25 protein-coding genes are annotated in these 22557 nt (G+C 62.3%); 19 read left to right on the top strand and 6 right to left on the bottom strand.

Going from position 1 to position 22557, the window contains the following annotated elements; genetic code table 11:
- The first annotated feature begins 68 nt into the window (after positions 1-68).
- From MUB52_RS01560 to MUB52_RS01470, 19 genes are all read left to right on the top strand, one after another.
- Positions 69-1016, top strand: a complete 948-nt coding sequence (locus tag MUB52_RS01560; RefSeq protein WP_263842421.1) for a carbohydrate ABC transporter permease — start codon at positions 69-71, stop codon at positions 1014-1016.
- Positions 1016-1198 carry a hypothetical protein gene (locus tag MUB52_RS01555; protein WP_263842420.1) on the top strand — a complete coding sequence of 61 codons (183 nt, stop codon included), beginning with the start codon at positions 1016-1018 and terminating at the stop codon, positions 1196-1198. The genes MUB52_RS01560 and MUB52_RS01555 overlap by 1 nt, the downstream gene beginning before the upstream one ends.
- Positions 1195-2133 (top strand): carbohydrate ABC transporter permease, encoded by a 939-nt coding sequence (locus MUB52_RS01550; protein WP_263842419.1) that lies wholly within the window; start codon positions 1195-1197, stop codon positions 2131-2133. Before MUB52_RS01555 ends, MUB52_RS01550 begins: the two co-directional genes overlap by 4 nt.
- Positions 2130-2324 (top strand): hypothetical protein, encoded by a 195-nt coding sequence (locus MUB52_RS01545; protein WP_263842418.1) that lies wholly within the window; start codon positions 2130-2132, stop codon positions 2322-2324. The genes MUB52_RS01550 and MUB52_RS01545 overlap by 4 nt, the downstream gene beginning before the upstream one ends.
- Positions 2324-2695, top strand: coding sequence for a bleomycin resistance protein (locus MUB52_RS01540; protein ID WP_263842417.1), 372 nt, complete (start codon positions 2324-2326; stop codon positions 2693-2695). The genes MUB52_RS01545 and MUB52_RS01540 overlap by 1 nt, the downstream gene beginning before the upstream one ends.
- Positions 2688-3785: an ABC transporter ATP-binding protein gene (locus MUB52_RS01535; protein WP_263842416.1), complete on the top strand. Its 1098-nt coding sequence runs from the start codon at positions 2688-2690 to the stop codon at positions 3783-3785. Before MUB52_RS01540 ends, MUB52_RS01535 begins: the two co-directional genes overlap by 8 nt.
- Positions 3778-4773 (top strand): ABC transporter ATP-binding protein, encoded by a 996-nt coding sequence (locus tag MUB52_RS01530; protein ID WP_263842415.1) that lies wholly within the window; start codon positions 3778-3780, stop codon positions 4771-4773. Before MUB52_RS01535 ends, MUB52_RS01530 begins: the two co-directional genes overlap by 8 nt.
- Before the next feature lie 14 nt (positions 4774-4787).
- Positions 4788-6419, top strand: a complete 1632-nt coding sequence (locus MUB52_RS01525; protein WP_263842414.1) for a dihydroxyacetone kinase subunit DhaK — start codon at positions 4788-4790, stop codon at positions 6417-6419.
- Positions 6420-6428: 9 nt separating this feature from the next.
- Positions 6429-7493, top strand: coding sequence for a LacI family DNA-binding transcriptional regulator (locus MUB52_RS01520; protein ID WP_263842413.1), 1065 nt, complete (start codon positions 6429-6431; stop codon positions 7491-7493).
- Between the two features lie 66 nt (positions 7494-7559).
- Positions 7560-8612: a sugar phosphate isomerase/epimerase family protein gene (locus tag MUB52_RS01515; protein ID WP_263842412.1), complete on the top strand. Its 1053-nt coding sequence runs from the start codon at positions 7560-7562 to the stop codon at positions 8610-8612.
- 2 nt (positions 8613-8614) lie between these two features.
- On the top strand, positions 8615-9748 hold the full coding sequence (locus MUB52_RS01510; RefSeq protein WP_263842411.1) for a Gfo/Idh/MocA family protein: 1134 nt from the start codon (positions 8615-8617) through the stop codon (positions 9746-9748).
- 239 nt (positions 9749-9987) lie between these two features.
- Positions 9988-10671, top strand: coding sequence for a PAS domain-containing protein (locus MUB52_RS01505; protein ID WP_318527399.1), 684 nt, complete (start codon positions 9988-9990; stop codon positions 10669-10671).
- An 85-nt stretch (positions 10672-10756) separates the two neighbouring features.
- Complete coding sequence (locus tag MUB52_RS01500) at positions 10757-11371, top strand: ribonuclease D (protein ID WP_263842410.1); 615 nt, start codon at positions 10757-10759, stop codon at positions 11369-11371.
- Positions 11368-12333: a KpsF/GutQ family sugar-phosphate isomerase gene (locus tag MUB52_RS01495; RefSeq protein WP_263842409.1), complete on the top strand. Its 966-nt coding sequence runs from the start codon at positions 11368-11370 to the stop codon at positions 12331-12333. The genes MUB52_RS01500 and MUB52_RS01495 overlap by 4 nt, the downstream gene beginning before the upstream one ends.
- A gap of 6 nt (positions 12334-12339) precedes the next feature.
- Positions 12340-12948, top strand: coding sequence for an LPS export ABC transporter periplasmic protein LptC (lptC, locus tag MUB52_RS01490; protein WP_263842408.1), 609 nt, complete (start codon positions 12340-12342; stop codon positions 12946-12948).
- Positions 12949-12951: 3 nt separating this feature from the next.
- Entirely contained in the window at positions 12952-13443 is a 492-nt protein-coding gene (locus tag MUB52_RS01485) for an LptA/OstA family protein (RefSeq protein ID WP_263842407.1), read from the top strand.
- Positions 13443-14201 (top strand): LPS export ABC transporter ATP-binding protein, encoded by a 759-nt coding sequence (gene lptB, locus MUB52_RS01480; protein ID WP_263842406.1) that lies wholly within the window; start codon positions 13443-13445, stop codon positions 14199-14201. Before MUB52_RS01485 ends, lptB begins: the two co-directional genes overlap by 1 nt.
- A gap of 252 nt (positions 14202-14453) precedes the next feature.
- Complete coding sequence (gene hpf / locus MUB52_RS01475; RefSeq protein ID WP_263842405.1) at positions 14454-15020, top strand: ribosome hibernation-promoting factor, HPF/YfiA family; 567 nt, start codon at positions 14454-14456, stop codon at positions 15018-15020.
- Positions 15021-15064: 44 nt separating this feature from the next.
- Complete coding sequence (locus tag MUB52_RS01470) at positions 15065-15529, top strand: PTS sugar transporter subunit IIA (RefSeq protein WP_263842404.1); 465 nt, start codon at positions 15065-15067, stop codon at positions 15527-15529.
- Positions 15530-15653: 124 nt separating this feature from the next.
- On the opposite strand, the gene MUB52_RS01465 is transcribed toward MUB52_RS01470, so the two are convergent.
- The 6 genes from MUB52_RS01465 to cysQ form a co-directional block, all read right to left on the bottom strand.
- Positions 15654-17354 (bottom strand): beta-1,6-N-acetylglucosaminyltransferase, encoded by a 1701-nt coding sequence (locus tag MUB52_RS01465; protein ID WP_263842403.1) that lies wholly within the window; start codon positions 17352-17354, stop codon positions 15654-15656.
- On the bottom strand, positions 17351-18337 hold the full coding sequence (locus tag MUB52_RS01460; protein WP_263842402.1) for a glycosyltransferase family 2 protein: 987 nt from the start codon (positions 18335-18337) through the stop codon (positions 17351-17353). The genes MUB52_RS01465 and MUB52_RS01460 overlap by 4 nt, the downstream gene beginning before the upstream one ends.
- 205 nt (positions 18338-18542) lie before the next feature.
- On the bottom strand, positions 18543-19559 hold the full coding sequence (locus MUB52_RS01455) for a glycosyltransferase family 2 protein (protein ID WP_263842401.1): 1017 nt from the start codon (positions 19557-19559) through the stop codon (positions 18543-18545).
- Positions 19560-19698: 139 nt separating this feature from the next.
- The gene (galU, locus tag MUB52_RS01450; protein ID WP_263842400.1) at positions 19699-20592 is read right to left on the bottom strand and encodes a UTP--glucose-1-phosphate uridylyltransferase GalU; all 894 of its coding nucleotides are present in this window, start codon (positions 20590-20592) and stop codon (positions 19699-19701) included.
- A gap of 253 nt (positions 20593-20845) precedes the next feature.
- Positions 20846-21646: a 3-deoxy-manno-octulosonate cytidylyltransferase gene (locus MUB52_RS01445; RefSeq protein WP_263842399.1), complete on the bottom strand. Its 801-nt coding sequence runs from the start codon at positions 21644-21646 to the stop codon at positions 20846-20848.
- Positions 21646-22449, bottom strand: coding sequence for a 3'(2'),5'-bisphosphate nucleotidase CysQ (gene cysQ, locus MUB52_RS01440; RefSeq protein WP_263842398.1), 804 nt, complete (start codon positions 22447-22449; stop codon positions 21646-21648). The genes MUB52_RS01445 and cysQ overlap by 1 nt, the downstream gene beginning before the upstream one ends.
- Positions 22450-22557: the final 108 nt, after the last annotated feature.

The following is a 22557-nucleotide window of genomic DNA, read 5'->3' as shown; positions in this document are numbered from 1 at the left end:
CCCGACCTGCCTGTCCACACCGCGGGGTTGGCCCCTTGGGTCGCCCCGTGACGGGAAAGTTGTGCCAGATGACCCAAGCTCCGATGACCCGCGCCGCTGAGGCCACACCGCCCACTGTGGCGCGCAAGATCCGCGGGCTCAGCGACCGGGCGATCGCCTGGATCTTCGTGGGGCCCACGATCTTCCTGCTGCTGGCGATCAACATCTTTCCGCTGATCTGGACGATCAACCTCAGCTTCACCAACTACCGCGCCAACCGGCCCAACCGCGAGGTTGATTACGTGGGCCTGCGCAATTACGAGCGCATCCTCACCGATTCCGACATCTGGCTCAACATGCAGGCCACCGCGCATTTCCTCTTCTGGACGATCCTGCTGCAGGTGCTGATCGGCTTTACCCTCGCCTATCTCATCAACAAGAAGTTCAAGGGCAACGATCTCTGGACGACGATTATCGTGCTGCCGATGATGCTATCTCCGGCGGTGGTCGGGAATTTCTGGAAGTTCCTGTATCAGCCGCAGATCGGGCTCTTCAACTACATCGTCGCCTTCTTCACCGGGCGCGACCCCTCCAGCTTCGAGATGCTGGGGCAGGTGAACCTGGCGCCCTGGTCCATCGTGATCGTCGACACCTGGATGTGGACGCCGTTCGTGATGTTGATCTGCCTCGCCGGGCTGCGCTCGATACCTGACTATATCTATGAAGCCGCCGAGATCGACCGCGCCTCGAAATGGCGGCAGTTCTGGACGATCACCGTGCCCATGGTGATGCCCTTCCTGATGCTTGCCGTGCTGTTTCGGGGCATCGAGAACTTCAAGATGTTCGACCTCGTCGTGCAGCTCACCGGCGGCGGCCCCGGCTCCACCACCGAGCTCACCTCGATCAACCTCAAGCGCGAGGCCTTCGAGAAATGGCGCACCGGCTACGCAAGTGCCTATGCGATCATCCTCTTCGTGACCGTCTTCGGGCTTGCCTCGATCTACGTGAAAGCACTCAACAAGGTGAAGGAACGCTGATGGCCTTCTGTGACATCCGCCTGCCGAAAGACGCGCATCTCTCCAGTTGGGCGGCGCCGCTGACACCGCTGGCGCTGGCCTTCGCGGCGCTGGCCGAGCACGCGAACACAGACGCGGCCCCGGCCCGCATCGAAAGCATGCGCATCGAAGAACCATCCGACCCGTCGGAGAGCCCGACATGAGCAGCTTCTCCGTCACCGAGCCAAGCGCACGATCCAAATGGTTTGCCGGCAGCCTGGTGATCCTCTACGCGCTGATCACCATGGTCCCGCTCGCCTGGATCATGCTCACCGGGTTCAAATCGCCCGCGGATGCCATTAGCTATCCGCCGAAGGTGATCTTCGATCCGACGCTCGAGGGTTATGTGAACCTCTTCACCACGCGCACGCGGCAAACGGATGAGTTCCTTGCCGCCAACCCGCCGCAGACCTGGTACGAGGAAATCGTGCGCCAATACGACATGGTCATCGCCGGCCCCTCGAAATTCGGCGAGCGGTTCCTCAACTCCGTGATTATCGGCTTCGGCTCAACCTTTCTCAGCGTCTTTCTGGGCACGCTTGCGGCCTATGCCTTCAGCCGCTTCCGCATCCCCTTGGCCGATGACCTGCTGTTCTTCATCCTCTCGACACGGATGATGCCTCCCATCGCCGTGGCCATCCCGATCTTTCTGATGTACCGCGAGCTGGGTCTCAGCGATACGCATCTGGGCATGATCCTGCTCTACACGGCGGTGAACATCAGCCTCGCGGTCTGGCTGCTGAAAAGCTTCATCGACGGGATCCCCACCGAATACGAGGAAGCCGCCCTCATCGACGGCTACACCCGGTTCCAGGCCTTCTACAAGGTCGTGCTGCCCCAGGCCGCCACGGGCATCGCCTCCACCGCGATCTTCTGCCTGATCTTTGCGTGGAACGAATACGCCTTTGCGGTGCTGCTGACCTCCGGCACCGCCCAAACCGCCCCGCCCTTCATCCCGACGATCATCGGCGTGGGTGGCCTCGACTGGCCCGCCGTCGCTGCAGGCGCCACCATCTTCCTGCTGCCGGTGATGATCTTCACCGTGGCACTGCGCAAGCACTTGCTGCGCGGCATAACATTCGGAGCCGTACGGAAATGAGCAATTTCATCTCGGGCCTTCTCCGTCTGCGCCGCGGTCCTTGGGAGATGCTGGCAACAATCATCATCGCCGTGGGTGTCTTCATGCTGATGCAACCCTTCGTGATGTGGGCCTTCACCTATTCCTTCATCACAACCCTGATCGGCACGGTGATGTTCATCATCGTCAGCCATTTCCCGGAGGACACCTGATGCTGCTGTCGACCTGCGCCATCCTGCCGTGCGCTGACATGGACCGGACCGTGGCCTTTTACGAAAAGCTGGGCTTCGATCTGCAAGGCCGCTGGGAGGACTTCGGCGGTTATCTGATCTTTGTGAACGATCGGATCGAGTTGCATTTCGCGCACGACCCCACTCACAGGGCCGATACCTCGGATCACGCGGTCTATATCCGCACCGATGATGTGAACGCCGTCGGCGAGATGATCGCTAAGATGGATCTCCCAGACGAGGGCTTTCCGCGTGCGGATGGGCCTTCAGACCGGCCGTGGGGCATGCGAGAGCTGCACATCCTAGACCCGGACGGACATCTCTTGCGCATCGGGCAGTATCTCGATGGCTGAAATCCGGATCCAAAACGTGCGCAAGGAGTTCGGCGATTTCGTCGCGGTGAAGGAGTCGAGCTTCACCATCGAGGATGGCGAGTTTTTCATGCTGCTCGGCCCCTCGGGTTGCGGCAAGACGACCACGCTGCGCATGATTGCGGGGCTGGAACTGCCGACCTCTGGTGAGATTTACCTCGACGGCGAAGAGATCAGCCAGCGCCCGCCCAGCCAGCGCGACATCGCCTTCGTGTTCCAGATGTTCGCGCTCTACCCGCATATGAACGTCTACCGCAACCTGAGTTATCCGCTGGTCAGCCAGGGGATGCCGCGCGCCGCCGTGCGCGAGAAGGTTGACGAGGTCGCGCGCATCCTCGGCATCGAAAACATCCTCAAGAAACCGGTCGGCGGCCTCTCGGGCGGTGACCGCCAGCGCGTGGCGCTCGGACGCGCCATCGTGCGGGACCCCAAGGCCTTCATGATGGACGAACCCTTGGGCGCGCTCGACGCCGAGTTCCGCGAGCGTATGGCGGAAGAGCTGCGCGCCCTGCACGACCGCATGGGCGCAACAACGGTCTATGTGACGCACGATCAGCTCGAAGCCATGCAGATGGGCGACAAGATCGTCGTCATGAACAATGCGGTGGTCGAGCAGTTCGGCACCCCGCAAGAGATCTACGACAAACCCGCGACGATGTTCGTGGCCGACTTTATCGGCTCACCCTCGATGAACTTCCTACGCTTCGACGGGTCCGTGCCGGAAGGCGCGCACAGCATCGAGATGCAGGGGCAATCCATCTCGGTCCCGCGTCAGATGCAGGGGGCATCCGACAAGCTGGTCTTCGGCGTCCGCCCAGAACACGTGACGCTAAGTGATGCAGGGGCGTACCGCGGCGAAGTGCTGGCGACGGAGTATCTCGGCACGACGCAGATCATCACGCTCGACACGCCCAACGGCGAATTGAAGGCCCGGGTCCCGGCAGGGCAGGTCGCCACGGTCGGAGAGACAGTCGGACTTGGTTTCAAGGGCGAAGCGGTCACGCTCTTCGACGAAAGCACCGGACGAGCCCTGCGCTCCGAGCTCAACGAGGGGATTGTGACCCATGGCTGACGTCATCCTCAAAGGCGTGTCGAAAGCCTTCGGCGACACCATCGGCGTCGCAGACATCGACATGACCATCCCCGATGGCGCCTTCGTGGTGCTGCTCGGGCCAACGGGCGCCGGGAAGACGACAACGCTGCGCTTGATTTCCGGGTTGGAGAAACTCGACGCGGGCGAAATCCGTATCGGCGGGCGCAATGTGGCAAACGAGACGCCCGCGCAACGCGACATTGCGATGGTGTTCCAGCAATACTCGCTCTACCCACATCTGACGGTGCGCGAAAACCTCGAATTTCCGCTGAAGTCTCCGATCCTGAACACCCCCCGCGCCGAGATTGATCGCAAAGTCGCCGAGGTCGCGCAGGTGCTGCAGATCTCGCACAAGCTCGACAACAAGGCGACCGCGCTCTCGGGCGGTGAGATGCAGCGCGTCTCCATCGGGCGGGCCCTGGTGCGCGAACCGCAAGTCTATCTGATGGACGAACCGCTGAGCTCGCTCGACGCGAAGCTGCGCACTGACTTGCGGATCGAGCTCAAGCGCATTCAGGCCAGCCTGGGTGCTACAATCCTCTATGTCACCCACGACCAGGTCGAGGCGATGACCATGGCGACCCATGTGGGTGTGCTGAACGAAGGGCGGCTGGTGCAGTTCGGCAGCCCGCGCGAGATCTATGAGAACCCGAACTCGGTATATGTCGCTTCGCGTCTTGGTCAGCCGCGCATCAACATCCTGCCCGGCGATCTTTTCGGCACGCCGCCCAACGGCGCCCATCGCATCGGGCTGCGGCCCGAGCATGTGACGCAAGGCGAGGGCCGCGCAGCGCGCGTCGACCGGCTCGAGCATCTTGGCGACCACACGCGTCTGCACCTGCATCTCGACGGGCACGACATCATCACGCTGGCAGACCCGCATGCCGACTACGCGCCAGGCACCACGCTGCATATCGCACCGCAGGACCCGTTGTGTTTCGACGCCCAGGGTGACCGGATTTACTGAAGAAGGAGACGACCATGGCCCAGTTCATCAACGACAAGGACACGCTGGTCACGGATGCCATCGACGGTCTCCTCGCGGCCTCGGGTGGGCGACTCTACCGGCTCGACGGCTATCCGCATATCAAGGTTGTCTGCCGCAGCAACTGGGACAAATCGAAAGTCGCGCTGATCTCCGGCGGAGGCTCGGGGCACGAGCCTGCGCACGCAGGATTCGTGGGCGAAGGCATGCTCACCGCCGCCGTGTGCGGCGAGGTCTTCGCCTCGCCTTCGGTCGATGCCGTGCTCGCCGGGATCCTCGCCGTCACCGGCGAGGCGGGCTGCCTTCTGATCGTGAAGAACTACACTGGCGACCGGCTGAACTTTGGCCTCGCCGCAGAGCGTGCGCGTGCGTATGGTTTGAAGGTGTCGATGGTTGTGGTCGATGATGATATCGCGCTTCCCGATCTGCCCCAGGCGCGCGGCGTTGCCGGCACGCTCTTTGTTCACAAGATCGCAGGTGCGCTCGCAGAAGACGGGGCCGATCTCGAGACGGTGACCAAGGTCGCCGAAGGTGTGGTAGTCCAGATGGCCTCCATCGGCAAATCACTCGACACCTGCACTGTCCCCGGCTCGGCCAAGGAGGACCGCATCGCGCCCGGCAAGGCAGAGCTTGGCCTTGGCATCCATGGCGAAGCCGGCGTCGAGCAGGTGGATTTCACGGGTGCCACCCGGGCGATGGAGATGGTGCTCGACAAGCTGGCCCCGCATATGTGCGACCAGCCGCACGTCGCCCTGCTCAACAACCTGGGCAGCACGACGCCGCTTGAAATGTCAGTCCTCGCGCATGCTCTTGCGACATCCGACAAGGCCGGGTCGATCAAAGCCTTGATCGGGCCGGCTCCGCTCATGACCTCGCTTGATATGCACGGGTTTTCGGTGTCCATCCTGCCGCTGACACCCGAGAACGAGGCAGGGCTTTCTCGCGCAGTGCCACTGGCGGATTGGCCCGGCCTGGCGTCGCTGGCACCGGTCGCCGTAAAGCCTTTGCCAGACGGTCTGAGCCCGATCCAACCGATCCCTTCAGAACACCCGGCAACCCGCAGGTTGATAGAGACCTGCTGCGATCTGCTCATCGCCGCGGAGGCCGACCTCAACGCGCTCGACGCCAAGTCTGGCGATGGCGACACCGGCAGTACGCTCGCGACAGCTGCGCGCGCCCTCAAGAACGCGCTCGACCGGATGCCGTTGGCCGATCTCACCCAGCTGTTCCGTGCGGTTGGAAACGAGCTGAGCCAGACCATGGGTGGGTCTTCCGGCGTGATCCTTGCCATCTTCTTCGGTGCGACCGGCGACGCCTGCGCCAATGGGAAGTCTACCGCCGACGCCCTGCAAGCAGGACTCGAGCGGATCAGCCAGGTGGGCGGCGCGCAAAAAGGCGACCGGACGATGATCGACGCGCTTCAACCAGCGCTGGAGGCGTTTTCGGAAGGGTTCGCCGCAGCAGCCGCTGCTGCACGTACGGGCGCGGATGGTACAGCGCGGATGACACGCGCCAAGGCGGGCCGCGCCTCCTATGTGCCGGAAGAGAACCTGATCGGCCACAATGACCCCGGCGCCGAGGCTGTCGCCCGGCTCTTCGAGGGGCTCGCCGCTGCATCGGAAGGCTAGAAAGACGACATGAAGCCTGTCCGAGAGACGCCTCTGAACCCAACCGTGAACGACATCGCCCGCGTCGCACAAGTGAGCCTTGCCACCGTGGACCGCGTGTTGAACGAGCGTCCCGGCGTGCGCAAGGTCACGGTCGAGAAGGTCAATCGGGCCATTGCCGATCTGGGATATGTCCGCGACACGGCCGCCGCCAATCTCGCGCGCGGCCGGGTCTATCGCTTCCTGTTCATTCTGCCTGCGGCCAACAATGAATTCATCGACCTGATCGAGCGGCAAATCGGCGACCTTTCCGCGGGCCTGAAGCGGGAGCGCACACAGATCACCTGCACGCGCGTGCCAGCGTTCGATCCGATGGCCCTGGCCGAGGCGATCAATGCGTTGGACCCCACCGCTATCGATGGTGTGGCGATCTTCGGGCCTGAGACGCCTTCCGTACGGGACAGTATCTCGCGCCTGCACGCGCATGGCGTATCGGTGGTCTCCCTGGTGTCCGATATCCCAAGCTCGGAACGCAACGCCTATGTCGGAATCGACAACATCGCCGCGGGCCGCACTGCGGCTCAACTGATGGGCCGGTTTCTCGGCCCGGTGAGCGGGGACGTGCTGGTCGTCACCGGCTCCATGCTGGCCCGCGACCACCTCGAACGTCGACTGGGGTTCGACGAGGTGATGGCGCGCGATTTTCCGCACCTGAATGTGCTCGCCTCGCTGGAGGGGCGCGACGACCCCGACCTGATCGAGCGGCTGATGCCGCAGGCGCTCTCGCCCGCGCGCAACATCGTCGGCATCTATTCGTCGGCTGCGGGCAACGCTGGGCTGATCCGCCACTTCGACGCAACCGCCCCCGCGCCGCATCCGGTGGTGGTCGCCCATGAGCTGACACCGCTGTCTCGCGCGGCACTTGGACGCGGGCTTTTCGACGCGGTGATCAGTCAGGATTCCGGCCATCTGGTGCGCAGCGCCGTGCGGATCATGCGCGCCAACAGCGACAACGCGCCTATCAACATGGCGCAGGAGCGCATCCGTATCGATGTCTATCTGAAAGAAAACCTGCCGCCCGAACCGGGCGACTGAAACACGACGCCCGCTCCGGGCAGCTAAAGTCAGGCGCCCGTTCCGGGCACACAACGGGAGGATGAGATGAAGACGATCAAGGGACCGGCGCTGTTTCTGGCGCAATTCGCGGGGGACGAGGCGCCCTTCAATTCCTGGGACGCGATCACGAAATGGGCCGCAGACTGCGGCTACAAAGGCGTGCAAGTGCCAAGCTGGGACGGGCGGCTGTTCGACCTTGCGCAGGCCGCTGAGAGCAAGGCCTACTGCGACGAATTCAAAGGAAAAGCCGCGGAGAACGGCGTCGAGGTGACCGAGCTGTCGACCCATTTGCAAGGCCAGCTTGTGGCGGTCCATCCAGCCTACGACAGCGCCTTTGACGGCTTTGCCGATTCCTCGGTGCACGGCAACCCGCAAGCCCGGCAGGAGTGGGCCGTGGATCAGGTCATGAAGGCAATCAGCGCCTCGGCCAACCTCGGGATCCAGAACCACGTCTCTTTTTCAGGCGCCCTGGCCTGGCCCTACATCTACCCCTGGCCGCAGCGCCCTGCCGGTCTGGTTGAAACGGCCTTTGACGAGTTGGCCAAGCGCTGGCGTCCGATCCTCGATCACGCTGACGCAAACGACGTCAACATCTGCTACGAAATCCACCCCGGCGAAGATCTGCACGACGGCGTAACCTTCGAGATGTTCCTCGAACGGGTGGGCAACCACCCGCGCTGCAACATGCTCTACGATCCCTCGCACTTCGTGCTGCAGTGCCTCGACTATCTCGACCATATCGACATCTACGCCGACCGGATCAAGATGTTCCACGTCAAGGATGCCGAGTTCAATCCGACCGGGCGGCAAGGCGTCTATGGTGGCTATCAGTCCTGGGTGGACCGCGCCGGCCGGTTCCGCAGTCTGGGTGACGGGCAGGTCGACTTCGCGGCAATCTTCTCGAAGATGGCGGCCAATGATTTCGACGGCTGGGCCGTGGTCGAATGGGAGTGCTGTCTGAAGCATCCGGAGGATGGCGCCAGAGAAGGCGCGCAATTCGTTAAAGATCACATCATCCGGGTGACCGAGCGTGCCTTCGATGACTTTGCCGACGGCGGCACGGATGAGGCCGCGAACCGCAAGATGCTGGGGATATGATCATGAGCAATCGCATACGCTTAGGTATGGTTGGCGGCGGAAATGACGCCTTTATCGGCGCCGTGCACCGCATTGCCGCGCGGCTCGACGACCGGTACGAGCTGGTGGCCGGCGCCCTCTCCTCGACGCCCGAGAAAGCACGCGCCTCCGGAGAAGCACTCGGCCTGCCGCGCATCTACGACGACTTCAAGCAGATGGCGATCCGTGAGGCGCGGCTGAAGACGGGCATCGAAGCAGTCGCCATCGTCACGCCAAACCACATGCATTTCGCCGCAGCGCGCGAGTTCCTCAAGCGCGACATCCACGTGATCTGCGACAAGCCGCTGACCTCGACCCTCGCGGATGCGCGCAAGATGGTCAAAGCGGTGGAAGCATCGAACGCACTCTTCATTCTGACCCACAATTACACCGGCTACCCCATGGTGCGTCACGCCCGCGAGATGGTCGCCAAGGGCGCCATCGGCAAGATCCGCGTGGTGCAGGTGGAATACCCGCAGGACTGGCTCACGGTGGAGCAGGATTTCAAACAGGCCAATTGGCGCACGGATCCGGCGCGGTCCGGGGCAGGCGGCTCTACCGGCGATATCGGGACGCATGCCCACAACCTCGCGCGCTTCATCACCGGGCTGGAGGTCGAAAGCCTCGCTGCTGATCTTGATGCCTTCGTGGCCGGCCGCCAGGTGGACGACAACGGCCATGTCATGCTGCGCTTCAAGGGCGGCGCCAAGGGCATGCTCTGGTGCAGTCAGGTCGCCCCTGGCAACGAGAACGCCCTGCGCATCCGCGTCTACGGCGAGACCGGTGGGCTCGAATGGGCGCAAGAGGATCCAAACTATCTCTGGCACACCCCATTTGGTGAGCCGAAACGGCTGATCACCCGCAATGGTGCCGGCGCCGGAGACGCCGCGGCACGTGTCAGCCGCGTCCCGCCTGGCCATCCCGAGGGCTATCTGGAAGGGTTTGCCAATATCTACCGGGAAGCGGCCGACGCCATCGTCGCGCATCGCGAGGGCTCGCAGCCTGACGCCGATGTGCTCTACCCGACGATCACCGACGGCTGGCGTGGCATGCAGTTCATCGACGCCTGCGTCCGATCCTCGGCCCGCAATGCGGCCTGGATAACGCTCGCCGATTGACGGCCACGAAAGGCCCGGCGCTTTCGTGCACACTCCGTTCACGAATCGGAAACTGGACCCCGCTGCGCCGTCGCGCTGCGGGTATCCAATTGGATTCTCTCGCCTTTCAGCAGCCGTCCGATGGCGACAGATTTCGCGCGTGCAGCATAGGTAAGAGTCGTCTCAAATCCGCGCTGCTTCCGTAAGGACTTGGCAAGACTGATGCTCCACCCTCCTGATTTTAAGGAGTGTGAGGGCATATGTTGAACACAGCTTCCGCAGAAAAACTTGCGGCCATACTTGATCAATTTTCAGTTCCGATGTTCGCCGCCGAGCGTGCATCGAAAAAAGGTGATTTCCAACTCGTCTGCATGAACCGGGCCCGTGCGGAAGCGACGGGTTTCGAACCCGGAGCTGCCCGCGGCAGAGCACTGCGCGACCTGCTTCCAGCGCATCAGGCGGATATCGTCATCGGCCGATATGCCGAATGCACGCGCACCCAGAGCCCGCAGCGGTATCTTGAAACCCTGACCCTGCCCGGCGGAGTTCAGACCTGGGACACCACCATCCAGCCGATCCGCCTGGCCTCTGGCGCTGACCGTGTCATCGGAACCGCGATCCAGGTCGCGGACAACGTCCCACCGTCCGGATCGCAAATCGTCTATGACGATATCCGCTACTTCTCGGCGTTGGCGGACATGCAGCTTCAGAACCTGCTGTCGATGTTCGAAGCGGCCCGCGACCAGGGTCTCTTCAACGACGACAGCGCCAGCCGGATCAACCGTCTGTGCTGCGTTTGCCGCTCGGTGCAGCGGTCGGTCGAGGACATTCGCGAGACCGTGCGCCGCGCCAACTCCGAGCTCAAGGGCACGCCCGACGGATCGGAGGACAGCTGCGGCAACATTCTGCGGGTGCTCAACGAGACAACCTGCGCCGACAGCTGACCGGCGCGGGCTCTGCTAACGTCGGTCAGTCTTTCCCCCCAAAGCGGCGCTTTCCCACCAGCGAAAGGCAAGCTATAGGGGGCGCATGACACATAGCGTTTACAAGAATGACCTGCCCGATGGGCTCGATCTCGGGCCCGTCGTCGCCATCGACTGCGAGACCATGGGGCTGAACCCACACCGCGACCGGCTCTGTGTCGTACAGCTCTCGGGCGGCGATGGCAGGGCGCATCTGGTGCAGATCATGCAGGGCCAGAGCGAGGCGCCGAACCTCTGCGCCTTGCTGGCCGACCCGGCGGTGCTCAAACTGTTTCACTTCGGACGTTTCGACATCGCGGCCCTGTACCACCGTTTTGGCACCCTTACCGCCCCCGTGTATTGCACCAAGATCGCCAGCCGCCTGGTCCGCACCTATACCGACAGGCACGGGCTTGCGAAGCTGCTGCAGGAGATGCTGAACATCGACATCTCCAAGCAGCAGCAGTCAAGCGACTGGGGCGCGGAGGCGCTGACGGACGCGCAGGTGGAGTATGCCGCCTCGGACGTGTTGTACCTGCATCAGCTGCGCGACGCATTGAACGCGATGCTGGAGCGCGAAGACAGAATGGAGTTGGCACAGACCTGCTTTGACTTTCTGCCCACCCGCGCGCGGCTCGATCTGTACGGCTGGGCCGATACGGACATTTTCGCCCATTCATGAGCACGCCGTTTCTCGATACGGCCCGTCGGGTGATCCGCAGCGAGGCCGAGGCGCTCGGCACGCTGGCCGAGACGCTCGATGGCCGCTTCCGGGATGCCGTCGACTTGCTTTTGAACGCGAAGGGCCGGGTGATCGTGACCGGCATCGGCAAGTCGGGTCATATCGCGCGCAAGATTGCAGCCACCTTGGCCAGCACCGGCACGCCCGCGCAATTCGTCCACCCGGCCGAGGCGAGCCACGGCGATCTTGGCATGATCACCTCAGCGGATGTGGTGCTTGCGATTTCGAATTCCGGCGAAGCGCCGGAGCTTGCCAATCTGATTGCCTATTCCCGCCGCTTCGGCATTCCGCTTCTGGGCATCACCAGCGTCGAAGCCTCCAGCCTGGGGCGCGAGTGCGATGTGGTTTTGCTGCTGCCCCGTCTTGGCGAGGCCTGTGGGACGGGGGTCGTGCCCTCCAGCTCAACCACGATGACGCTGGCGCTCGGCGATGCGCTGGCCATTGCGCTGATGGAACACCGTGCCTTCACGCCTGAAAACTTCCGGGAGTTCCACCCCGGCGGCAACCTTGGCGCACAGTTGAGCCGGGTCTCTGACCTGATGCACAGAGGCGAGGCGCTGCCGCTGATCACGCTGGATACGCCTATGTCGGAGGCCCTGATCGAGATCAGCCAGAAAGGGTTTGGCGTCGTCGGTGTGCAGGACGCAGAGGGCCAACTCGCAGGCATCATCACCGACGGCGACTTGCGGCGTCACATGGACGGGCTTCTGAGCCAGCACGCCCGGGACGTGATGACCCCGCATCCCACCACGATCCGGCCCGATGCGCTCGCCCAACAGGCTGTCGCTGTTATGAATGCGGGCAACAACGGGCGTGGGATCACCTGCCTCTTCGTGGTCGAAGGGCCCAGACCGGTAGGGCTCATTCACATTCACGACTGCCTGCGCGTCGGCCTCGGATAAGCCGCGATGAAGGGAGACCGGTACTCGCGCACGGTGGCCTGGCTGAAGGTGGTGTTGCCGCTCGCGGCGCTTGCTCTGCTCTCCACCCTGTTCCTGCTCTCCCGTGTCATCGACCCGACTGAGGCGATCCCCTTCGCGGATACCGAAGTCCAGGACCGTCTTCTGAACCAGCAGATCTCGGGGCCGTACTACTCGGGCACCTCCGCCGATGGCGACCAGATCGCCTTTGTGGCCGAGAAAGTGACCAGCCCCAACGGTCTCACGGGCGCAAGCCAGGCCGAAGATGTCTTTGTCAAAATCGATATGGCGAATGGCACGACGGTGAACGTCACGTCAGATCATGCGTCGGTGAACATCGCAAGCGACCTCGCGAACTTGACCGGGAACGTGGTGATCACCACCTCACAGGGGTACGTGATGACCAGCCAGTCGCTCTCTGCCCGAGTGACAATTTTGAACCTGCGCTCACCCGGCACAGTGTTCGCCACCACACCGGGCGGCGACCTCGTCGCGGGTGAGATGGAGCTTTCGGCAGAAGAATCCGGGGGGCCTGCCCAATTGGTTTTCACAAACGGTGTGAAACTGGTATATCAGCCGAAACAGGTGGAAGACTGATCCGTGACATTGTTGAGACTTTTCCTCTTGCCCCTGGTCCTGGTGGCCACAGCACAGGTTTTGGCTGCACAGGGCACGCAAGTGGCCTTCGGCGCGATCAAACAGGATACAGATCTCCCGGTCGAGGTCACCGCTGACAATCTGGCCGTCGATCAGGAGACGGGCGAGGCGGTCTTCACCGGCAACGTCGTCGTCGGGCAGGGCGAGATGCGACTTTCCGCCAAGCGGCTGCTGGTCGTTTACCGCGAAGACACCCAAGGCATCGAACGCATGGAAGCGACGGGCGGTGTCACGCTGGTCTCTGGTCCGGACGCCGCCGAATCCGAACGGGCGGATTATAGCATCGCCGACGGGGTGATCGTGATGACCGGCAACGTGCTGCTGACCCAAGGCCCTTCGGCGCTCACGGCCGACCGGATGACGGTGCAGCTGGAAGATGGTACGGCCCAGATGAGCGGATCGGTCAAAACCATTCTGCAGACAGGCGACAACTGATGGCCCGGCCAAAGCTGACCGTTGCCCAAGGCTCCGCCGGGCTGCACGTCAAACACCTGCGCAAGTCGTACCGCAAGAAGACCGTGATCCGGGACTTCTCGATGTATCTCGAGCGCGGCGAGGTGGTTGCGCTTCTTGGGCCAAATGGATCGGGCAAGACGACGACCTTCTACGCCGTGGCGGGGCTCGTGACGCCCGAAGGCGGCACGGTCACGATTGACGGGCAGGATGTGACCGCCCTGCCGATGTACCGGCGCGCCCGGCTCGGCATCGGGTACCTGCCGCAGGAGATGAGCATCTTCCGCGGGCTCTCCGTTCAGGACAACATCAGCGCCATCCTCGACATCACCGAAGCCGACCGCCACAAACGGCGCGAACGGCTGGAAGAGCTGCTGAGCGAATTCTCCATCGAACACCTGCGCCGCGCGCCCGCGCTGGCACTCTCGGGTGGCGAACGCCGGCGGGTGGAGATTGCCCGCTGCCTTGCTGCCAACCCCAAGTATCTTTTGCTCGACGAACCCTTCGCCGGGGTCGATCCGATCTCGGTGGGTGACATCCGGCATCTCGTGGCCGATCTGAAGAAACGGGGTATTGGCGTGCTGATCACGGATCACAACGTACGCGAAACGCTCGAAATCGTGGACCGCGCCTACATCCTGCACGAAGGCCGAGTGCTCATGTCCGGCACCCCCGAAGATGTGGTCCAGAACGAGAACGTCCGCCGCGTGTATCTCGGCGAAAACTTCAAAATCTCCTGATCAGAAGCGGTCGGCGTGAAAACACTTTTTACGCGAATCCACGCCGCTTTTGTTTGACTCCCAGACAGATTTTCGGGCTCAATGATGGCATGGCATGTACTCGGTCCTGTCTGACTCCGCATCGTCCTTTCTGCCAGGGCCCCGATGTCAGGCATCGGGCCGCGCGCCGTTTTCCGTGACCGTGAAACGCTGCCTCCCGGCGCCCCTGCGCCCGGAGCATGAAGATACGGTCCGCCATACGAAGGAGTGACTATGCGGTATCAAATCAGCGGCAAGCAGATCGACATCGGTGAAGCGCTGCAAACCCACGTGAAAGACGAGTTGGGTGATGTGGTGAAGAAATACGCCGAACGTCCGACCGAGGCGGTCGTGGTGTTTTCGAAGTCGGCACATGAGTTTGTCTGCGAGGCGACCGTACATCTCTCCACCGGCCTGACCGCGCAGGCCAAGGCGCATCAGACGGAGATCTATGCCGCTTTCGACGCCTGTTGCGATAAGATGGAGAAGCAGCTGCGCCGGTACAAGCGCAGGTTGAAGGACCATCACAAAGTTCGAGCCGAGCCGGTTGAAATCTATGGCGCATCCTCATATATCCTCGCAGCAGATGCTGACCCTGAGTCGCAGGAACCCGAGACCCTGCAACCGATCATCGTCGCGGAGATGGAAACCAAGATACCATCGCTGTCCGTCGGCGAGGCGGTAATGCAGATGGAACTGGCCGGAGCGCCGGTTCTGGTCTTTAGAAATGAAGGCAAAGAGGGCTTGAATGTCGTCTATCGTCGCGACGACGGTAACATCGGCTGGATAGACCCGCAGTAGGATTTCTCCCGGGGCTTAAGGGCCTCCCAACTAGTGCGAGCAGAATGGATTTTAACAAACTCCTCAAGCCTGAGGCCGTGAAGGTATTGACCTCCGCTTCGAGCAAGAAGCGGCTCATGCAGGATCTGGGCGATCTCGCGGAACAGGCCTATGGGCTGCCATCGGGCGATGTGCTTGATGCGCTTCTGGCGCGCGAAGCCTTGGGCCCCACAGGTGTCGGGCACGGGATAGCACTGCCTCATGCGCGGCTGGACGGTCTCGATGACGTGGTCGGCGCCTTTGTGCTTCTCGACAAGCCGATCGATTTCAACGCGGTCGACCGTCAACCCGTCGACATTGCCTTTGCGCTCTTTGCACCGGAAGATGCGGGTGTCGAACACCTCAAGGCACTGGCACTTGTGTCACGCACACTGCGGGATCAGAGCATCTGCTCGAAGCTGCGGGCGAACCCGAACCCGGCCACGCTGCATACCATTCTGACATCAGCCGAATCCGAACAGGCGGCCTGACCCAGAGCGTTTCGCCTTCAACCTGAGACAGGATAGATCACCTATTGCGTTGATTTCATGGAAATCAGGCAGCGATAGGTGCTGCATGTTTAAGGCGAATTGCCTTCACAGACAGCGTCGTGACTTACCGCACCAGATAAGGTTTGCGCGGTGCATCCCGGTCTTGCACAACCGTGCCCTGATCGACCGGGAAGTCTCCCATGAGATAGGGGTGCATCCCCTGGTTCTTGAGGTTCTGCAGGAACTGGCCAAATCCGGTCAGATCGGCCATGCGCGGCGCCTCGGCCAAGCGGTGCTGCGGTCGTGGGTCAATCTCATCGAGGATGGTCTGCAACGGCTCCATCGGCGCTTCGATAAACTCCGCCATGGTCCAGATACGCACCCTTGCCTTCGTCTCCGTTGCGCGCAAGGTGTCCAGATACGCGCTTTCGACTTTCTGCATCTCGGCGGCAGCTTTTCGTAAATCGACGAAATCCGCGTTGGAGCGGAAGAGCGGAACCGCCCAGGCGCCGCTGATCACGGAGATCTGGGCATTCGGATCCTTCGCCAGGCGCGGGCTGATCGCCTGGGTATCCCCGGGCCCGAACTGAAAACACTGGCGCTCGCCGCGGGTGTTCCAGATCAGGTTGGTCAGAAAGGCATCCGGGTTGTAGTCCCGCAGCGAGGCGCTGTCGCTCAGCGCACCGTTCATGACGGTCATCTTGTCAGCGAACTGGGCGCGGTCCGGCGCAAAGAGGTGGCCGTGCACCCGCGCGCCCGTGGCTTTCGCCAGCCAGTCTTCGAAATTCTCGAAAAGCTCCGCAAACCCCTGGAAGACCGAGTAGGGGGCCGCTGTCAGCCCGTATTCTCGGCCCTTCCGCGGATAACGGCTGTGCATGTAAAGGCCGGGGCGGCCGCGCGTCCGCCGGGTCACGGCCTTGGCAAAGATACGGTCGATCTTGCCCGGGTTGGGCTCGGTCTTTTTCATTGCGCGCGCTGGATCGGTGAGAAAGGCGTCGTAAAGACGGTGCGCGTGCGGCCAGATCTTCCGGGCCACGAAACAGTCGGACCGCCGCAACAACTGCAGATGATCGTCGTAGAACACATGCGGCTTGCCCTGGAAGTCGAACTTCGACAGGGTCAGCGACCGGCTCTCGATGTTGATTGCATACTGCCGGACCAGGGTCTGGAAATAGCTCTCATCCGGGATCCAGACACGGCGGAAGTACCGCTCGAACAGTTGGCGCTGCGGGTCCTGGAGAATGGCCGAAAGGGTCTGCCGCGTCAGGCACCACCACTGCGATCCGATGTGCGGCACCAGCCCGCCGGGCACCTTGCGCTCGACCCGCAAGAGCCGTTGCAGGGCCACATAACGGTCAAACAGGAACCGATGCCGTTTCCACGGGAAGGGAAACCGCAGGGTGAACCGCTCCGCCTCCAGCCCGCCAACCGTCCAGGGCACTTCGGAGGTCGTGGCGCTTTCGATGAAGTCCGTCTGGGGCCTGTCTGCCAGATAGTCGATCAGCTCGCTAACCGGGCGCAGGGGTAGGCAGGCCCCCGACGTCAGGTAGACATGCCGAACCTCGGGGAAACTGGCCAACACCTGCTCTGATGTCGCCTGGGTCGCCGCCACAAGCCCCCAGGTGCCCCATTCGCATCTGAAGCGCCTGGAAAAGGACAGCTGCGGCACGTCCGCCAAGGCCCGCTCGAAGGCCGCGAAAGCGGCGCGGGGGACCTGCTTGTCCACATGGATCACCACCGGGCAGCCCGCCGCGGCCCAGTGCCGGGCGACTTGCTCGGCCCGGTCGAACGCCGTGTGCACCAGCATCACCACCCCGACGCTCACGCCCAGTTGCCCTTCGACATCAGGCCGAGAATCTCGAGCTGCCGCCAGTTGATGTATTTTTCAGACCACTTGCACCAGAGCTGCTGCCCACCCTCCAGGGCATCGACATAGCCAAGGTACTCACGACTGTCGTCGTAGTGCTCGCGACGCTCGGATTCCTCAGCAGCCTTTGCCGAGAAGGTGTCGAGAAACTTCGCGTGCAACAACACGCCCGAGGCCTTTTCGCCGCCCCGTTCGTCATAGGCCAGGTTGAGCCCCCGCGGCAGCAGCATATGTGTCGAGCTCACGTAGGCGTAGCGCCGGCTCCATTTGACCAGCGGGATCTTGTTCAGGGCCGGGGCGCGCTCCGGTGTCTCGGAAAAGAACAGCCGGCTGCGTGGCCCGCCCTGGACCCAGAGGTTCCAGTACAGCGGATTGCGTGACATCGTGTAGTTGCCGCTGTCGAACCAGCAGGCGATGTCGATGGGGTTCTGACCCGGAAGATAGGGCTGTGCATCAATCGGGCCCTTTGGATACATATCCAGCATCATCGCGGAAAATGCCCGGATCGAGCAGGTGTCGAGCCAGTCCGTCAGCGCGCGGAGCGGGCGTGTGTCGCAAAACGGGTAGACCAGAAACTCGTCCGCATCGACAACGAGGCACCAGTGGTCATGGCCATACCGACCTTGCAGATGGTTCAGCCAATCGACCCCGTAGCGCGCGTTCTTGTAACTGCCTTTCGTCTGCCACAGCGACACGTCCGCCTGTGCGGCAAGATAATCGAGCGATCCATCGGTGCTGCCGTTGTCGACCATCAGAAAGTGCGACACACCCATGTCACGATAGTATTCGAGGAAGTAAGACAGCCGCGGCATCTCGTTCCGCTGGGTCGAGAACAGGAGGATGTCGTCGGGCCGGATCTCTTTGGTCCGGTCCGCCACCCGGCGCAACTGGAAACTCTTTCGGTAGGCCCGAGCACGCAAGCGCTTGCGCGCCCAACGCATCCGGTAGGATCCCAGAACACCCAAGCTTCAGACCTTCTCCGCCTCCTGCATCGTCGGTTCGAAAAGACCTCTTGCCCCAGGGTCCGCCGACGATCGAATTGTATCGCGATTGGTTAATCGCGACTTATTGATATTTTATTGCTCAATAAACGAATTTTCACAATAATTTTGAAAGCCCGGCTGCATTTGGGCGGATTTCGTAACGTCACCAGTCACCGCGCGTCATCAGCCCCAACTCGACCAACTGCCGCCAGCCGGTGAACCTGACCGAGTCCGGCGTCCAGAGATCCGGTGCCTGCGCCAAAGCATCGTAGTAGGCCCCATGCGCCGGTCCGCGCGTGTACTGCTGGCCCCGCGCTTTCTCGGCTTTCGCCCGCGCCCCGGTTCCGGGCAGAAACTTCGTATGCAGCAACACGCCCGTCAGCCGTTCCTGCCCTGCAAGATCGTGGTGGGCGTTCAACACCGGCGGCAGAGCGACATGCGTCGAACTGAAATAGACATATGACCGGTGCCAGCGCACCAGCGGCACCTTGCTGAGGACCGGTGCGAATGCAGGATCGCTTTGAAAGAACTTGCGCGCGCGCACCCCCCCGAGAACCGAGACCGATTTGTGCTGACCTCTGCGTTCACACCAGTAGCCGTGGCTATCGAACCAGGGCAGGGTGTCGGTTGGGTTGGCGCCCGGCCGGTAAGACTGCTGATCGGGCGATCCTTTCGGGTAGAGATCCAGCATCAACGCCCCGAGGCTGGGATGACCCCGCCCCGCGAGGTGCTGGGTGAGGGCGATCAGATCCTTCGTGTCCCACTGCGGATAGATGAGCAGCTCGTCCGCATCCACCGTCACTGTCCAGTGACCGTGCCCGTAGCGACGCAAGAGCCAAGTGAGCCAGTCCATGCCGAACCGCGCCGTCTTGTAGCTCGCCTGCGTCTGCCACAGCGACACGTCGTCCTGTGCCTGCAGAATTGCAGCGGTCTCGTCGGTGCTGCCATTGTCGACGATCAGAAAATGACGCACGCCGAGTTGGCGGTAGTGCGCGAGGAAGTGGGGCAGCCGCAGCGCTTCATTGCGCATGGTGGAGAAGAGCAGAATATCCCCCGATGCAATCCGCCGCGTCCGGTTCTGGCGAACCGTCAGCTGGTGACGGCTGCGGAATGCACGCCACAGCAGGCGCTTGCGCCGCAGCCGCAGCTTGTATCGGGACCAGGGCGAGTGAAGCGCCAAAGAACGGCCTTTCGGAGCGCGGCGTGATGTCCCGGTATCGCGCGAACGGCACGCGCCACCAAACAAAAACTGACCGTCCAACGAAAAGCGGCGCAAAGGGTGCCCTTTGCGCCGCGCCTATCGGAGGTCTTTGGTTGGCCTACTCGGCCGCTTTGCCCATGTTGACCACGTCATGCAGGTAGGCGGACAGATCATCGCGCAGGTCGTCCCGGTCGAGGCCGAATGCGACGGTCGCCTGCAGGAAGCCGGATTTCGATCCGCAGTCGAACCGCTGACCGCGGAAGCGGTATCCGTAGACATTGTTCTTCTTCATGATGTCCTGGGCGATGGCGTCGGTAAGCTGGATCTCACCGCCCGCACCGGACTTCATCTTGTTCAGGTTGTTCAGGACGGAGGGCGACAGGATGTACCGTCCGATCACCGCGAGGTTCGACGGTGCTTCATCCGCCTTGGGCTTCTCGACCATACCTTTGACCTTGACCATGGACCCCATGTCATCGGCCACGTCGAGCACGCCATAGGCCGAGGCTTTCTCGGGCGCCACTTCCATCGCCGCCACCATGTTGCCGCCGGTCTCCGCATAGGCGTCGACCATCTGCTGCAGGCAGGGTTTATCTGCGGCGATCACATCATCGGGGAGGATGACCGCAAAGGGCTCATCCGCGATCAGCCGGCGGGCACACCACACCGCATGGCCGAGGCCCAGGGCTTTGTGTTGGCGGATGTAGGCAATCGCGCCGCTGTCCATGTTTGTCGTTTCGAGAATTTCCAGAAGGTCGGTCTTGCCTTTCTTGCGCAATTCTTCTTCGAGGGCGGGTGCGTGGTCGAAGTAGTCCTCAAGCGCGCCCTTGCCGCGTGAGGTTACAAAAATGAACTCCTTGATCCCGGCGGCGCGGGCCTCGTCGATCGCATATTGGATCAGCGGGCGGTCAACCAGCGTCATGATTTCTTTCGGAACCGATTTTGTAGCGGGTAGAAAGCGCGTACCCATCCCGGCTACGGGAAAGATCGCCTTGGTCACTTTGCGTTTCATACTGTTGCCCTCACACATAAATAAGTAATCGCACCCCGCGAGCGTTAGTTAGCGCTCAAATGCGTCAAAAACACGACTTGCGCTCCAATTAAAGCGATTTTTGAGCGCAATCAGGCCGAGACTACGAAATATAGCGGAGTCCTGCCAGTACACTCGCAATACGTGTATAATTTTAGGCATTTTCTGAACAATGCCGGTCGGACCAAATCCGCGGGCAAGAAGCTAAGCCCTTAAAAAATGGCGCTGTTTAGCGTCATTCCACACCCATCGCTGCCATCATCTTCTCGAGCTTCGGCACATCATACGGGTTGTTGAGCTCCCAGAAGTGGCGGCCCTTCGCCGCCACTTCGACGCAGAGGACGGCACGGCCGTTCTCCATAAAGCGGAGCTGCTCCAGGCCCTCCAGCCGCTCCAGCGGACCCGCCGGCCAGGTCGGATACGCCGCCAAAGCCTGGGGCCTGTAGGCATAGACGCCCACGTGGTGGAAGACCGGTGTCTCCTCGGTATCGGCGTAGCTTGCAGAGGTGAAGGGGATCACCTCTTTGGAGAAATAGAGGGCTTGACCCCTGCTATCGAAGACCGCGGTCGTGCCGCCGACACGGCCCGCCTTGCGGTCCTCCAGAAACCCGTTGAGCGTGGCACCATCGCAGCGCAGCACCGGCGTGGCGATTTCGGCCCGCGGCGCGGCGCGCAACCCGGTGACAAGGTCTTCGACGAACCAATGCGGCGTGAGCGGCGCATCCCCTTGCAGGTTCACCACGATCTCGTACCCGCCTCCCAGATGCGCATGCGCCTCGGCGCAGCGCTCCGTTCCATTCACCCAATCAGAGGAGGTCATGACCACCTCGGCACCAAAGGCCTCGGACGCCTCCCTGATCCGGTCGTCATCCGTCGCCACGACAACCCGGTCCACCCCGGCGACCGCAGAGGCCGCATGCCAGCTGCGCTCGATCAGGCTGCGGGTGACGCCCGTTGCGCCTTTGAGCCCGACCAGCGGCTTGCCGGGATAGCGTGTTGAGGCATAGCGCGCCGGGATCACGACCAGGACAGACATCAGCCGCCTTTCAGCGCAACCGACGGCGCATGGGCGATGAAGAAAGGGTTGGTATACCCGTCCTTGCCGTAGGCCAGCGGTGTCAGATCGTCGAACCGCACAACTGCACCGCCTGCGCCTGCCAGCACGGCATGGCCTGCGGCCGTGTCCCACTCCATCGTGCGGCCAAGGCGCGGGTAGAGGTCCGCCTCACCGGTCGCCACCAGACAGAACTTGAGCGACGAGCCGGCGCTTTTCATGTCCTTCACGCTGTACTTGCTGATGTAGTCATCCGTCGCCTGATCGCGATGCGACTTGGAAGCCACGACCATCAACGCCGCGTTGTCGGCCTCCGAAACCGAAAGCGGCCGGGTCTCGCCGATCTGGTCGAGCGCGAGATCGCCGGTCTCCTCGACCGAGCGGCCGTCAGCCTCGGTATAGAACATCCGGCCCTTGGCAGGGGCATAGACCACCCCGCGCGTCGGGCGGCCAGCCTCGACAAGCGCGATGTTCACTGTGAAATCACCGCGGCGATGGATGAATTCCTTGGTGCCGTCCAAGGGATCGACGATCAGGAAGGTATCGCCCGACGTATCATGCGTGGCCGATTGTTCCTCGGTGACCAGCATCGCGTCCGGAAACGCCTGGCGCAGCCCGGCCGCGATCAGCGCATCTGCCGCTTCGTCCGCCGCCGTCACAGGGCTGTCGTCCGACTTGGTCTTCACGTCGAAATCATCGGCGTTGTAGATCTCCATGATCTTCTCGCCTGCCTCGATTGACAGCCGGCGCATCACTTCGACCAGTTTCACGTAGTCCCAATCCATCCGTCCACATCTCGATGATTGATGTTGAAAACGATGCCCCTTATGGTGAACCTCTAACGGAACAGCAAGAATTCCGTGCAAAGGTTGCGATCATCACAAGGCAGGGCG

It is taken from the genome of Roseobacter sinensis (genome assembly GCF_025755255.1).
Taxonomy (GTDB): domain Bacteria; phylum Pseudomonadota; class Alphaproteobacteria; order Rhodobacterales; family Rhodobacteraceae; genus Roseobacter; species Roseobacter sinensis.
This window is presented reverse-complemented; position numbering and strand designations above follow the sequence as displayed.

What these genes read in the sequence shown, in the direction of transcription:
- MUB52_RS01560 (WP_263842421.1), top strand. Translation starts at nt 69, where the DNA reads ATGACCCAAGCTCCGATGACCCGCGCCGCTGAGGCCACACCGCCCACT.
- MUB52_RS01555 (WP_263842420.1), top strand. Translation starts at nt 1,016, where the DNA reads ATGGCCTTCTGTGACATCCGCCTGCCGAAAGACGCGCATCTCTCCAGT.
- MUB52_RS01550 (WP_263842419.1), top strand. Translation starts at nt 1,195, where the DNA reads ATGAGCAGCTTCTCCGTCACCGAGCCAAGCGCACGATCCAAATGGTTT.
- MUB52_RS01545 (WP_263842418.1), top strand. Translation starts at nt 2,130, where the DNA reads ATGAGCAATTTCATCTCGGGCCTTCTCCGTCTGCGCCGCGGTCCTTGG.
- MUB52_RS01540 (WP_263842417.1), top strand. Translation starts at nt 2,324, where the DNA reads ATGCTGCTGTCGACCTGCGCCATCCTGCCGTGCGCTGACATGGACCGG.
- MUB52_RS01535 (WP_263842416.1), top strand. Translation starts at nt 2,688, where the DNA reads ATGGCTGAAATCCGGATCCAAAACGTGCGCAAGGAGTTCGGCGATTTC.
- MUB52_RS01530 (WP_263842415.1), top strand. Translation starts at nt 3,778, where the DNA reads ATGGCTGACGTCATCCTCAAAGGCGTGTCGAAAGCCTTCGGCGACACC.
- MUB52_RS01525 (WP_263842414.1), top strand. Translation starts at nt 4,788, where the DNA reads ATGGCCCAGTTCATCAACGACAAGGACACGCTGGTCACGGATGCCATC.
- MUB52_RS01520 (WP_263842413.1), top strand. Translation starts at nt 6,429, where the DNA reads ATGAAGCCTGTCCGAGAGACGCCTCTGAACCCAACCGTGAACGACATC.
- MUB52_RS01515 (WP_263842412.1), top strand. Translation starts at nt 7,560, where the DNA reads ATGAAGACGATCAAGGGACCGGCGCTGTTTCTGGCGCAATTCGCGGGG.
- MUB52_RS01510 (WP_263842411.1), top strand. Translation starts at nt 8,615, where the DNA reads ATGAGCAATCGCATACGCTTAGGTATGGTTGGCGGCGGAAATGACGCC.
- MUB52_RS01505 (WP_318527399.1), top strand. Translation starts at nt 9,988, where the DNA reads ATGTTGAACACAGCTTCCGCAGAAAAACTTGCGGCCATACTTGATCAA.
- MUB52_RS01500 (WP_263842410.1), top strand. Translation starts at nt 10,757, where the DNA reads ATGACACATAGCGTTTACAAGAATGACCTGCCCGATGGGCTCGATCTC.
- MUB52_RS01495 (WP_263842409.1), top strand. Translation starts at nt 11,368, where the DNA reads ATGAGCACGCCGTTTCTCGATACGGCCCGTCGGGTGATCCGCAGCGAG.
- lptC (WP_263842408.1), top strand. Translation starts at nt 12,340, where the DNA reads ATGAAGGGAGACCGGTACTCGCGCACGGTGGCCTGGCTGAAGGTGGTG.
- lptB (WP_263842406.1), top strand. Translation starts at nt 13,443, where the DNA reads ATGGCCCGGCCAAAGCTGACCGTTGCCCAAGGCTCCGCCGGGCTGCAC.
- hpf (WP_263842405.1), top strand. Translation starts at nt 14,454, where the DNA reads ATGCGGTATCAAATCAGCGGCAAGCAGATCGACATCGGTGAAGCGCTG.
- MUB52_RS01470 (WP_263842404.1), top strand. Translation starts at nt 15,065, where the DNA reads ATGGATTTTAACAAACTCCTCAAGCCTGAGGCCGTGAAGGTATTGACC.
- MUB52_RS01460 (WP_263842402.1), bottom strand. Translation starts at nt 18,337, where the DNA reads ATGCGTTGGGCGCGCAAGCGCTTGCGTGCTCGGGCCTACCGAAAGAGT.
- galU (WP_263842400.1), bottom strand. Translation starts at nt 20,592, where the DNA reads ATGAAACGCAAAGTGACCAAGGCGATCTTTCCCGTAGCCGGGATGGGT.
- MUB52_RS01445 (WP_263842399.1), bottom strand. Translation starts at nt 21,646, where the DNA reads ATGTCTGTCCTGGTCGTGATCCCGGCGCGCTATGCCTCAACACGCTAT.
- cysQ (WP_263842398.1), bottom strand. Translation starts at nt 22,449, where the DNA reads ATGGATTGGGACTACGTGAAACTGGTCGAAGTGATGCGCCGGCTGTCA.